This is a genomic window from Streptomyces sp. NPDC051243 (assembly GCF_044455405.1).
In the GTDB taxonomy this organism is placed as follows: Bacteria; Actinomycetota; Actinomycetes; order Streptomycetales; family Streptomycetaceae; genus Streptomyces.
The window spans coordinates 67365-79449 of the sequence record NZ_JBITES010000015.1 but is presented as its reverse complement, the minus strand read 5'-3'; the positions used below and the strand labels follow the sequence as shown (position 1 = coordinate 79449).

Here is a 12085-nt window from a genome sequence, read left to right as displayed (position 1 = left end):
CGGGCCGCCCCCCTCACCTCACACGGTGACAGCGGACACCTGCGTCACGGCCTTGTCGAGCTGACGCATCGTTCCCACGGGCAGGGCGGGCAGCCCGGGCGCCGAGGCACGCGCGATGTTCGACAGCACGCGCCCGGGGCCCACTTCGAGCAGGGCCGAGACCTCTGCGGCGACGAGCAGCTCCACGGTCTGTGTCCACAGGACCGGAGAGGCGAGCTGACGGCGCAGCAGCTCCCGGGCCGCCTCCGCCGTCTCCACGTACCCGGCCGTCGCGTTCGCCACGACGGGCAGCGCCGGCTCGGCGAAGCGCACGCCCGCCAGATCGTCGGCGAACTCGGCCTCGATCTCCTTCATGAACACCGAGTGGAAGGGCGCACCCACCTTGAGGTCGACGACATGCTGGGCGCCGGCCCGGCGCGCGGCGGCGGCGAACTCCTCGACGCCGCCGGCGTCTCCGGAGACCACGGTCTGCGTCGCGGAGTTGTAGTTGGCGACCTGCACGGTGCCCCGCCCCTGCCGTGTGACCTCCGCGCACAGCTCGTCGATCCGGTCCGCACCGAGGTCGAGCACGGCGGCCATCCTGCCGGGTGTACGGCGGTTCACCGCCGCCATCAGCTCGCCGCGACGGCGGACCAGGCGCAGCGCGTCCGTCCAGTCGAGCACCCCGGCCGTCACCAACGCCGCGTACTCGCCCAGGCTGTGGCCGGCGACCACGTCCGGCACGACCCCCTGCTCCTCCAGGAGCCGGGTGAACACCAGGCTCGTGAGAAAGATCGCGGGCTGGGTCACCGCGGTGTCGCGCAACTGCTCCGCGTCGCCCTCGAAGCAGATACGGCTGAGCGGCAGCCCGAGTATGTCGTCCGCCGCCTCGTAATAACTTCGCGAGAGGTCCGGGCGCGCCTCCGCCGCATCCTTTCCCATTCCTGGAACCTGCGAGCCCTGACCCGGGTAAACGACAGCGATTCGTTTCATGACACAAGTTTGTACCACCCCGCTCATCCGGGAGGCAATCCTTGAATCCTGACGATGCGGCAGTTTCGCCATTGCCTGTGATGTTGATTCTGCATCATGCCGGCGGTTCGGCAATCGCCTATCGGGAACTCGCGAAATCACTGGGAGGGAAATTCAGGACGCTCACGCCCGACCTTCCCGGCCGGGGGGCGTCCCTCGGGCAGAAGCCGTGCCGGAGCGCGGGGGAGGCCGTCGGGTTCTGCCTCGACGCCCTCGACGCGCAAGGTGTCCTGCCGGACGCCGTGTTCGGGCACAGCATGGGAGCGGTGGTCGCCTTCGAGCTCGCCGCCGAACTGGAGCGACGCGGCACCCCGGTCACCTGGCTGGGCCTGTCCGCCGTACGTCCGCCCAGCCTTTCGCCCCTCGCGCGGACAAGGCGCGACCTGTGGGACGACGCACGCCTCGTCGACTTCATGCGGGACCTCGGCGGTACGCCCGAGGAACTGCTCCAGGACCCGGACGTCGTCGATTACCTGCTGGAAGTGATCCGCCCCGATCTGGAACTCGTCGATACGTACGTATGCGGCACCCAAGCCCCGCTGGACACGGTCGCGGAGATATTCCACGGCCGCGCCGACCCGCTCCTCGACGGGGTCGAGACCCGCCATTGGGAAGAGTACTTCCGCCATGCGGTGAACGGCCATTCCTGGCCCGGCGGTCATTTCTACCTGTTCGGTTCGGAAGGAGAACTGGCGACCGTCATAACCACTTCATTCGACCGGGCGCTGGCGCGGAAAGCAAGGGTCCGGGAGCAGAAAGCAAGCGGACTGAACCGACAGGAAATCTCATGACTGAAACCGCCACGACCGAACGGCGGCAGAACCCCTTCAGCAGGATCGCGAAGACCGCGCTACCGCTCTACCTCACGATGGTCACGTCCTCCGCCGGCGCCTTGGTGGACACCGCCCTGCTCGGCAGACACGCGACGTCCTCGCTCGCCGCGTTCGCCGTGACCATCGCCGTCTACAGCCCCGCCACCGCCACCGTCACCGGCGCCCTGCGCGGCGTCATGCCGTTCGTCAGCCAGCACGAGGACGACCCCGACGGCATGGCTCCGCTGGTCCGCAACGGCATGTGGCTGGGGTTCATCGTCGGCCTGCTCGGCGCCGTCGCCGTGGCCGGGGTGCCGGTCATCGGACGCGTGACCGGCGTCCCCGAATCCACCCTCGACCATCTCGGAGCGTTCCCCTACCTGTTGGCCGTCGCCGTGCTGTCCACGTCGGTCGGCGCCTCCGCGATCTCCGTCCTGGTCGCCCTCGGACAGGGCAAGCTCGTCATGCGGGCCGGACTCGTCGGCACCGCCGTCGCCGTGCTGCTGTCGATCGGCCTCATCGCGGGCACCGGACCCCTTCCGGCCCTGGGGCTGAACGGCGCCGGCATCGCCATGCTGACGTCCAGCCTCGTCACCACAGTCCGCGTCCAGCTCGCCCTGCACCGGCTCCCGGTGCTGGCCGGCCAGTCCCTGCGCCCCGGACGACCCGACCTGCCTCAGGTATTCCGGCTCGCAAGAGTCGGCATCCCGCTCGCCGGGACCGTCCTCATCAAGTTCGTGGTCCTCGGCGTCCTGACGTTCGCCGCGGCCCGGCTCGGCACCGAACAGGCCGCCGTGCACGGGGTGTCGGAGACCCTGGTCAACCTGATCTACACGCTCGCCGTGGCGATCGGACAGGCGACCGTCCCCATCGTGGCGAGCTCGGCATGCGACGCCGACGTCGCCGGGGCCCGCCGCAGTGTCCTCGCGGGCGGCGGGGTCGCGCTGTGCGGCGTCGGCACCCTCGGTCTCGTCCTCGTGGTCTTCGGCCACTGGATCGTCCCGCTCTTCAGCGAAGACGCCTCCCTGCGGCCGCAGTTGGAGGACCAGCTCCCCCTCGTGTTCGCCGTGGTGGTCACCGACGCTCTGCAGGCGATCGCCGGCTTCGGCATGCTCGGGCTGAAGCGGACCTTCCCGAGCCTGGTCTCCACCGCCGTCTTCTTCGGCCTGCTGTGCCTGAGCGCCGTCCCGGTGGCCGACGCCGGCGGGCTCACCGCCCTGTGGTCCGCGCTGATCTGCGCGAACCTCCTCCAGGCGATCACCAAGGGCGTCATCTTCCACCGGCACAGCGCCCGCCTTGCCCCCGAGCAACCCGGCCCCGCCGCCTGATGTCCACCCCACTCCGACCGGAAGCGATCTTCATGAGTGCTAGCCAGACCCCCCGCACGGTCCGCGTCGAGAACGTCCTCGCGCGCTACTACGACAGGGCGCGCGAGGCCGCCCGCCTGCTGGCCGCGGAGGCCGCCCCGGGGCACCCCGGCTTCGAGCCGGATTTCGAACTCCCGCCGCTGACCGAGGACCTGCGCCGCTATCTGGCCGCCTCCGACGTGTCGGTCCACGAACTCGACGTCTACCAGGGGCACTCGCTGACCCTGCTGAACATGATGAGCAACCCGGGGACCCGTACGACCAAGACGTTCGCGTCGCTGCTCATGGTGGCCCGGGCCGTCCACCACATCCGCCGTACCGGCGAGCGCATAGCGATCATCACGCCATCCTCCGCGAACAAGGCGACGGCCCTGCGCGACGCCGTCCAGCGGGCCGTGGACTGCGGCCTCGTCACCGGCGACGAACTGCGCATCGCCGTGGTCGTCCCCGGCGCGGCGCGCCGCAAGCTCTGGTCCTCGCCTCTCAGCCAGGACACCGACCGGCGGGCGCAGAACCCGGTCATCACCTACGACGGGCCGCAGCGGGCCTCCGTGAAGGACCTGGCAGCGTCCTTCGTCGACAAGTTCGGTGCGGAGACCGAGAGCCGTACCGGCTACCGGATCTGGTACAGCCTCGCCATCGCCAACTACAAGATGGCCGACGCCCTGCGCGCCCTCGTGGAGCAGGACACCCTGGGCCCAGCCCCGGAGCGGGGCCGCCTCCACGCGCACGCCGTCTCCAGCGCCTACGGCCTGCTCGGCCACGCGTTCGGCCATCGCCACCTGCTCGCGTCCGAGGGCGCGGCACCGCGCTACCTGCTCGTCCAGCACCTGGACACCCCCGACATGGTCCTGCACCTGCGGGGCGGCGACTTCTCACGCACCCGCGTGCCCGCGTTCACCTACGACGCCGCCACGGGTCTGCACCGGCAGGACGCCGATCCGCACTTCCCGGCCGTGACGGCCGACCCCGGGGAGACGCTGGAAACCACCTTCTACACGCAGACCCCGGTCACCGCCGAGGAGATGTCCGGGCTGATCCACCGTCAGGGCGGCGATGGCATCGTCGTCTCCCTCCACGAGTGCTTCAGCCGCTACCCGCAGATCAGGGCCCTGCTCGGCGCCGCCGGCATCACCCTGCCGGCCGACCCGCGGCAACTGCGCGAGTGGTCCCTCGTCATGGCGTTCACCGGCGTGCTCAACGCGGCGGACCGCGGACTCCTCGCCGCCGGGGAGGACATCGTCGTCCACGGCAGCGGCAGCTACCACACCGCGGACTTCACCGAGCTGGAGGAGGCCGCAGTCAACCCCGTCACCGACGTCGACGAACTCAGCGACGTGATCGTCGAGTCGTTGTCCGCCTGAGGGGCCGGCGGCGATGCCACGAGGCCGGAAGCCGCGATCCGGCGGCCTCCGGCCCGACCCCTCTGGCGACCGGAAGAACAGACTTCGAAAGAGAAGAAGACATGCGTGTCGGCGTCGTAGTGCTGCCCGAACACAGGTGGAGCGAGGCCCGCCGGATCTGGCGCGAGGTCGAGGAGATGGGATTCGACCACGCGTGGACGTACGACCACCTGTCCTGGCGGTCATTGCGGGACGGCCCCTGGTTCGGCGCGATCCCCACCCTTACCGCGGCCGCTGCGGTGACCGAGCGGATCACCCTCGGGACCCTGGTTGCCTCGCCCACCTTCCGGCACCCCGTGACCTGGGCCAAGGACGTCATGACCCTGGACGACGTGTCCGGTGGCCGTTTCGTGGCGGGCATCGGGGCCGGCGCGGGTGGACACGACACCACGGCACTCGGCGGCCCCGAACTGACCGCAGGGCAGAAGCAGGACAGGTTCCGCGAATTCGTGGAGACGGCAGACCTGCTGCTGCGGCAGCCCGCGACGACCCACCGAGGTACCTACTACACCGCCGTGGACGTGCGCATGGAGCCCGGCTGCGTCCAGCGCCCGCGAATCCCCTTCGCCCTCGCGGCGACCGGCCCGCGCGGCCTGGCGCTCGCCGCGGAGCACGCCCAGATCTGGATCACCAACGGGGACCCGCGCAGGTTCGGGCAGGTGCCCGAGGCCGAGGGGCTCGACCTGGTGAGCCGACAGCAGGAGCGGCTCGACGAGGCCTGCGCCGGCCTCGACCGCGACCCCGCGGAACTCTCCCGGCTGATCAACGGCAGCGTCGTGGGCGATGAACCGCTCGCCTCGGTCGACCGGTTCGTCGACTTTGCGGGCCGCTGCGCGCAACGGGGATTCACTGACCTCGTCGTCCACTACCCGCGTCGATCGGCGCCGTTCGCCGCCGACGTGCGGACCTTGGAGCGCATCGCTGCCGAAGCCCTCCCCGTGGTACGCGGTTTCGAGAAAGGTGCCAGGTGACACAGCAGACACTCGCCCCGGACGCGATCGCCGCGCGCTTGGCCGAAGCCCCCGACGCCCCCGCCCTCACCTACCGGGACCGCACCGTCTCGCGGGGCGAGCTCGACGCCGGTGCGACAGCCGTCGCCTCGGGCCTGCTCCGCAGGGGACTGCGGCCCGGGCAGCGGGTCGGCGTCCTCGTCTCCCGCTCCCCAGAGCTCGTCATGACTCTGCTCGGGATCATGCGGGCCGGTCTCGTCTACGTGCCGGTCGACGGCACCGGCCCGGCCGAACGCGCCGCGGAAACCCTGCGCCGGGCGGACTGCGCCGCGCTGCTCACCAACGCCCCGTATGCGCACCGCCGCCTCGGCCACGACATCATGCACGTCGACGTCGACGAGTTGCTCCGCTCGGATCCGCACCCAGCGCTGCCCGCCATCACCGGCACCGACAGCGCCTACGTCATCTTCACCTCGGGTTCCACGGGAGTCCCCAAGGGAGTCGAGGTGACCCACGCCAACCTGGCCAATCTGTTCCTCGCCCTCGACGCCGAGATCCCCCTGCCGGAACCCTGCGTGTGGCTCGCGATCACGGCGGTCACCTTCGACATCGCCGTCCTCGAACTGCTGTGGACGGCGAGCCGAGGCATCCCGGTGGTCCTGGCCGAGACCGCGGAGACCAGGGAACTGGCCCTGCCGGACGGCGGTCCACCGGCCATGCCCCACGAGTTGATCCTCCGGCACGGCGTCACCGCGATGCAGGGCACGCCGACGTTCTTCCGCATGCTGCTCCACGACCCGACGGCACGTGCGGCGATGGCGCGTCTCGACCTGGTCCTGGTGGGCGGCGAGGCCATGGACCGCGCTCTCGCCACAGGGCTGAAAGCCCTCGGCCGTAACGTCGTGATGAACATGTACGGCCCCACCGAGACCACGGTGTGGTCCACCTGCTGGACTGTTCCGGACGATCCCACGGAGATCCACGTCGGGCAGCCCATCGCCAACACCCGGGCCTACGTGGTCGACGAGCAACTCGTCCCGGTCCCGGACGGCGAACCGGGCGAACTGCTCCTCGGCGGGCACGGGGTGGCGAAGGGCTATGTAAAGGATCCGGACCTCACCGCCCGCCGCTTCGTCAGCCTTCCGGCCCTCGACCCCGGCGGACCGCTCTACCGCACCGGCGACATCGCCTGGCGCACTCCGTCCGGAGACCTCGTCGTGTCAGGCCGTATGGACAACCAGGTGAAGGTCAACGGCCACCGCATCGAACTCGAGGAGGTCGAAGCCGCACTGAACTCCCTGCCCTGGGTGACCGCCGCGGCCGTGGCCGTCCAGCAGGAAGGGGAGGAGTCGTTCCTCGCCGCGTACTACGTCGCCCGTGACGGCGAGCGGCCCGACGAGCGCACGCTGCGCACCGCCCTCGCCGAACTGCTGCCCACACCCATGATCCCCGCGGCCTTCGTCCCCATCGCCGCCCTGCCCGTCAACACCAGCGGCAAGATCGCACGCAACGCCCTGCCCCCCGTGCGGCCTGCCGCCGACCACACAGCCGAACCCCTCACCGCACTGGGGGCCTGCATACGGGAAGCCACGTCCTTGCTGGGGCGGCAGGTCCGCGCCGACGACGACTTCTTCACCCACGGCGGCAACTCCCTGCTCGGCATGCGCCTGGTCAGCCGGCTGCGCCGGCTGCACGGCCTATCCGTCGGCGTGGAGGCCCTGCACCGCGGCCGTACACCGCGTGCCATGGCCGAGGCGGCGGTGGCCGTGCGCGCCGAGACCGCCGCTGGACCCGTCCGCCGGGCACGGGTCACGGACGGCCGCTTCGACATCTGGCTCCGCGAGCAGATGCTCCCCGGCGACCCCGCCCAATTCCTGGTCAGCTCCTACGCGGTGGAGCCCGCCGTACCGGAGGACGTGGTGCGTACGGCGTTCAGCGCACTCCTGGCACGCCACCCTGCCCTGCGGACGGTGTACCGGTACGAGGAGGACGCGCTCTGGGCGCAGCTGCTCCCCAGCGACAGCGCTTCGGCCGAAACGTGGGCGCAGAGCCCGCCCGAGGGTGAGGTCGACCCGGCCTGGACCAGCCCCTTCGACCTGGAGTCCGAGCCGCCCGCCAGGTGCTTCGTCACCCGCTCCGGCACCGGCACCCACGTCACCTTCGTCGTGCACCACATCGCCTGCGACGGCTGGTCCGAAGAAGTGATCGCCCGCGACTTCGCAACCGCGCTCGCAGGTGGCCTGAAAAAGCCGGTGAGCGACCGCGTGTACCTCGAGCCGCAGCGGAGCGAGGCCGAACTGGCGGCGGCCCGGAGCCACTGGACGGACCTTCTCAAGGGATCGGGCTCCCTCGACCTCGAACCCGGCAACCCCGAAAGCCCGCGAACCGCCGACTTCCTGCGCTGGACGCTGTCCGCCGACCAAGCGCAGCGGCTCGGCTCGGCGGCCGGGGGAGACCTGCACGCCGGCCTCCTCACCTGGTTCGCCACGGCACTGCGCACGGTGACCGGGACACCCGACTTCTGCGTCGGCTCCTACTACGCGGGCCGGGAGGAGGTGGACGAGGACGCCGTCGGGTATTTCGTGCGCCCTGTCCCTGTGCGGTTCCCGGGAAACCGGGACGTGCGAGAGCAGTGGCTGAGGTCCGTCTCCCAGGTCCCGCTCTCCATGCAGGACCTGATGGGCCTGGCCCCGACGGCGGGGCGGCGACCGGGCACGCCCCCCGTCTTCCAGGCCGCCATGACGTACCAGAACGTTGCCCCTGCCACGCTCCGGGTTCCCGGCCGGAAGATCCGCCGCGTTCCGGTCACCCCGCTCGCGTCTCCCTTCCAACTGCACCTGGAAGCAAGGCCTTTGACGGATCACGGTGTGGCGGTCGAGCTGCAGTGGGACCCGCGCGCGGTGGCCACGGACTGCGTCCGCCGTCTGCATGACGTGCTGCTGTCCGACGCGGCTGTCCTGCCGTAGGCGGATGGACCGACTCGCGCGCATGGTCGACGATCCCGGCGCACGCGCGGCGGCGCGGTGTGGCGTCGCCCGAGGTACTGCCGGTGCGGCCGGCCTGATCCACGGCCGCGTCCCGCGGCTCTGCTCCGGGCGTCGTCAGTGCGGGTTCTCGATGACGGAGAACCGAGCCCCCTCCGGGTCCGCCACCGTCGCCACACGGCCGTGGGCGCTGTCGTGGGCCGGCCGCAGCACATGGCCGCCGAGGTGGACGATCTCGGCCACCGTCTCGTCCGTGTCGGCGACTTCGAAGTACGTCATCCAGTGCGGGCCCCGGTCCCGGGGCAGGGCGTTGCCGACGCCGTGGATGCCGGCGACCGGGCGGCCGTCGATGTGCAGGGCGACGTAGTCGAGGTCGGCGGAGACGACCGGCTCCTCCTCGTAGGCGAACACCGACTCGTAGAACTTGGCCACGTTCACCGACTCGAAGGTCAGCAGCTCGTTCCAGGCGGGGGTGCCGGGCACGCCGGTGACGGCCGTGCCGAGGTGGGCCGCCGTCTGCCAGATCCCGAAGACGGCGCCTGAGGGGTCGGAGCAGATCGCCATCCGGCCGGCCTCGCCGGCGTCCAGCGGGCCCACACCGACCGTGCCGCCGCACAGCCGTACCGATTCGGCGGTGAGGTCCACGTCGTTCGAGGCGAGGTAGGGCGTCCAGGCGATGGGGAGGTGGCGGTCGGGCGGCAGCTGGCCGATGCCGGCCACCTCATGGCCGTTCAGCAGGGCCCGCACATAGGGGCCGAGTTGCTGGGGGCCGGGCTGGAACTCCCAGCCGAACAGCGCGCCGTAGAACTCCTGGGTCGCGGCCAGGCCGTGCACCATCAGACTCACCCAGCAGGGCGTGCCGGGCGCGTGGCGGGCGTGCGTCGCGCCGTTCGGGCCGGCCGACCCCCGTGCCTCGGTCATGGTCACTCTCTCCTCGGTCCCTCGCGGTGGCCGTGTCGCTTCCGCTGTCCGGACCCCCGTGCCGATGCTCGCACCACCCGTGGCCGCGCGCGCTGCGGGCGCGCCGCGCACGGCGGCCGGTGCCCGGAGGATGCCCGGTGTGCGATTTACCGCCCGTTTCCGTGCGATTGCCGACGGATGTCGATCGTCTGTACAGCATGTGCCCGGTCCCGTACGCCTCGTGATCGGGCCTGTCCGGCGGGCAGAGTATCCGGAGCGAGCCGATGCGGCCACCCCGTGCGCAAGGATGGTCGCCATGAACGCCATCATCTCCGCATCCGAACTCGCGAGCGCGACGGCGGGGGAGAACCCGCCGGTGCTGCTCGACGTCCGCTGGCAGTTGACCCTGGCCAGGACGCCCGGTGAGCCCCCGTTCGACGGCAGGAAGGCCTACGAGGCCGGGCACATCCCCGGCGCGGTCTACATCGACCTGGACCGGGAACTGGCCGCCACGCCCGGTTCGCGCGGCCGCCACCCGTTGCCGGACCTGGCCGGATTCGGCGCGGCGATGCGCCGGGCGGGCGTGTCGTCCGGGACGCCGGTGGTCGTGTACGACGGCGGTCAGGGCTGGGCGGCGGCACGCGCGTGGTGGCTGCTGCGCTGGACGGGGCACCCGGATGTGCGGGTCCTCGACGGCGGACTGCCCAGCTGGGAGGGACCCCTGGAGACGTCCGTGCCGACCCCGGCGGAGGGCGACTTCGAGCCGGCGCCGGGAGCGACGGGGCTGCTCGACGCCGACGCCGCCGCGGCGCTCGCCCGGTCCGGGGTGCTGCTGGACGCCCGTGCGGGGGAGCGGTACCGCGGCGAGGTCGAGCCGATCGACCCGGTCGGCGGCCACATCCCGGGTGCCGTGTCCGCCCCCACGAACGACAACGTCGGCGCGGACGGCCGCTTCCTGCCCGCCGAGGAACTCCGGGCCCGTTTCACGGCGCTGGGCGCGTCCGAGGGCACGGACGTCGGCGTGTACTGCGGTTCGGGCGTCTCCGCCGCCCATGAGGTGCTGGCGCTGGCGGTCGCGGGGATTCCGGCGGCGCTGTACGTCGGTTCGTGGTCGGAGTGGTCGTCGGATCCGTCCCGGCCGGTGGCCGTGGGACCGGATCCGCAGTAGGGCGCCGCACCGCCCCGAACGGCACGAGGGCCGCGTTGCGACCCACGCGGCCCTCGTCCTCGTACGGCCGCCTGGGCAGCCGTACGACCGACTACTCCTGCTTCTTCCGGCGCGTACCGAACACGATCTCGTCCCAGCTCGGGACGGCGGCCCGGCGGCCGGGGCGGACGCCGTCCGCTTCGGCCTGGCGGTCCGTGGCGCCGATGAGACGGTCGCGGTGGCTGCCGACGGAGCGGGGCATAAGGACGTCCGCGTAGGCCGAACCGGCCGAGGCGGCCGGCGCGGGAGGTTCCTCCGCGGCCGGTTCGGCGGGAGGTTCCTCCACGTCGGGCTCGGACGGGCGCTCCGGCACCACCAGGTCGCCGCGGAAGCTGGGCACCGCCTCCAGCAGGCTGGTCAGCGAGTCCCGTTCCTCCGTGGTCTCCTCGGCCGGCTCGGAGGCCTGCGCGGGCAGGCTCGGCCGGTCGACGCGGTCGAGGGCACGGTCCATCGAACGCTCGCGCGGAAGCCGGGCGATCCGCGGCACGAACGGGAAGCTGGGCTCCGGCGCCGCGAGGTCGTCGGACTCGCCGATCAGCGAGCGCGCCTCGTCGTCGACGGCCTGGACGAGCCGCCGGGGCGGGTCGTACGTCCAGCTCGCCGAGTGCGGTTCGCCCGCCACCATGTAGACCAGCAGCACTTCCCAGGTGCCGTCGTCCCGGCGCCACGAGTCCCACTGCACGGAGTCCTTCTCGGCACCGCGCAGCAGCAGCCGCTCCTGGACGGCCTCGCCGAGCTGCGGACCGGCCGCGTTCTCGCCGGGGCGGCGGACGGGAGTCTTGCGGGCACGTTCGGCCATGAACGCGCGCTCGGCGAGGACGGGGCCCTCGAAGCGCCGTACGCGGTCGACGGGGATGCCGGCGAGCTGGGCGACCTCTTCCGCGGTGGCACCTGCGCGTATCCGCGCCTGGATGTCACGGGGGCGGAGATGGCTCTCCACCTCGATCTCGATCTGGCCGAGACGCGGCCGGTCGCCGCGCACGGCGGCGCGCAGCCGTTCGTCGATCGGAAGGGTGTACTCCGTCGCGTCGGCAGCCTTGAGCACCAGCCGTGTGCCGTCATTCGAGACGGCCACGACACGCAGTTCGGGCATGGGGACCTCCCGGGTGGTGCCTGCCGACGTCACGTGCGTCGCTGCTTCCGCTAGTCGAGTGTGGCCTGCCCGGGTGCAGCCTGCCACAACCTTGCCGAGTTGCCCGGCGTGTCGGGCGCGGGCCCTGGATCGCCGTTATGGCACGGTTACCTATTCGCAACGCTAAGTGACCAACTCCGTCACCCTGTGCAACTAGCCCCCTCCCGGCGGTCCTTGAAGGCCACGGACGCCCTGGCGGGAGACCGGACCCAGGGCTCGCAACAGTACTCCATTTGGGCCACGTGCGTGGATTGGCACGCCGTCCAACTTCTGGCAAGAAGCGTGACTCGGCCGACCGTTGAGCCGTTGTCCGATCTTC

At 71.5% G+C, this 12085-nt stretch carries 9 protein-coding genes; 6 read left to right on the top strand and 3 right to left on the bottom strand.

Annotated elements, in window-relative coordinates:
* Positions 1-18: 18 nt before the first annotated feature.
* Positions 19-972 carry an ACP S-malonyltransferase gene (fabD, locus tag ACIBAG_RS33555; RefSeq protein ID WP_399110349.1) on the bottom strand — a complete coding sequence of 318 codons (954 nt, stop codon included), beginning with the start codon at positions 970-972 and terminating at the stop codon, positions 19-21.
* A 41-nt stretch (positions 973-1013) separates the two neighbouring features.
* Here fabD and ACIBAG_RS33550 point away from each other — a divergent pair, with 41 nt between their 5' ends.
* The 5 genes from ACIBAG_RS33550 (at position 1014) to ACIBAG_RS33530 (ending at position 8509) form a co-directional block, all read left to right on the top strand.
* Positions 1014-1802, top strand: coding sequence for a thioesterase II family protein (locus ACIBAG_RS33550; RefSeq protein WP_399110348.1), 789 nt, complete (start codon positions 1014-1016; stop codon positions 1800-1802).
* Positions 1799-3151 (top strand): MATE family efflux transporter, encoded by a 1353-nt coding sequence (locus ACIBAG_RS33545; RefSeq protein WP_399110346.1) that lies wholly within the window; start codon positions 1799-1801, stop codon positions 3149-3151. Before ACIBAG_RS33550 ends, ACIBAG_RS33545 begins: the two co-directional genes overlap by 4 nt.
* Positions 3152-3183: 32 nt before the next feature.
* Entirely contained in the window at positions 3184-4554 is a 1371-nt protein-coding gene (locus ACIBAG_RS33540) for a DUF6002 family protein (RefSeq protein WP_399110345.1), read from the top strand.
* A 101-nt stretch (positions 4555-4655) separates the two neighbouring features.
* Positions 4656-5564, top strand: a complete 909-nt coding sequence (locus ACIBAG_RS33535; RefSeq protein ID WP_399110343.1) for an LLM class flavin-dependent oxidoreductase — start codon at positions 4656-4658, stop codon at positions 5562-5564.
* On the top strand, positions 5561-8509 hold the full coding sequence (locus ACIBAG_RS33530) for an amino acid adenylation domain-containing protein (protein ID WP_399110341.1): 2949 nt from the start codon (positions 5561-5563) through the stop codon (positions 8507-8509). The genes ACIBAG_RS33535 and ACIBAG_RS33530 overlap by 4 nt, the downstream gene beginning before the upstream one ends.
* A gap of 135 nt (positions 8510-8644) precedes the next feature.
* On the opposite strand, the gene ACIBAG_RS33525 is transcribed toward ACIBAG_RS33530, so the two are convergent.
* The gene (locus ACIBAG_RS33525) at positions 8645-9448 is read right to left on the bottom strand and encodes a VOC family protein (RefSeq protein WP_399110339.1); all 804 of its coding nucleotides are present in this window, start codon (positions 9446-9448) and stop codon (positions 8645-8647) included.
* Between the two features lie 295 nt (positions 9449-9743).
* Between ACIBAG_RS33525 and ACIBAG_RS33520 the strand changes: the two genes are divergently transcribed.
* A complete protein-coding gene (locus ACIBAG_RS33520; protein ID WP_399110338.1) occupies positions 9744-10595 on the top strand; it encodes a sulfurtransferase in 852 nt (283 codons plus the stop codon).
* Positions 10596-10686: 91 nt separating this feature from the next.
* Here ACIBAG_RS33520 and sepH read toward each other — a convergent pair whose 3' ends face one another.
* On the bottom strand, positions 10687-11727 hold the full coding sequence (gene sepH / locus ACIBAG_RS33515; protein WP_399110336.1) for a septation protein SepH: 1041 nt from the start codon (positions 11725-11727) through the stop codon (positions 10687-10689).
* Positions 11728-12085 lie beyond the last annotated feature (358 nt).

Bases quoted from the DNA above. Each gene is read 5' to 3' on its own strand.
- sepH (WP_399110336.1), bottom strand. From the start codon at position 11,727: ATGCCCGAACTGCGTGTCGTGGCCGTCTCGAATGACGGCACACGGCTG.
- ACIBAG_RS33540 (WP_399110345.1), top strand. From the start codon at position 3,184: ATGAGTGCTAGCCAGACCCCCCGCACGGTCCGCGTCGAGAACGTCCTC.
- ACIBAG_RS33520 (WP_399110338.1), top strand. From the start codon at position 9,744: ATGAACGCCATCATCTCCGCATCCGAACTCGCGAGCGCGACGGCGGGG.
- ACIBAG_RS33545 (WP_399110346.1), top strand. From the start codon at position 1,799: ATGACTGAAACCGCCACGACCGAACGGCGGCAGAACCCCTTCAGCAGG.
- fabD (WP_399110349.1), bottom strand. From the start codon at position 972: ATGAAACGAATCGCTGTCGTTTACCCGGGTCAGGGCTCGCAGGTTCCA.
- ACIBAG_RS33525 (WP_399110339.1), bottom strand. From the start codon at position 9,448: ATGACCGAGGCACGGGGGTCGGCCGGCCCGAACGGCGCGACGCACGCC.
- ACIBAG_RS33535 (WP_399110343.1), top strand. From the start codon at position 4,656: ATGCGTGTCGGCGTCGTAGTGCTGCCCGAACACAGGTGGAGCGAGGCC.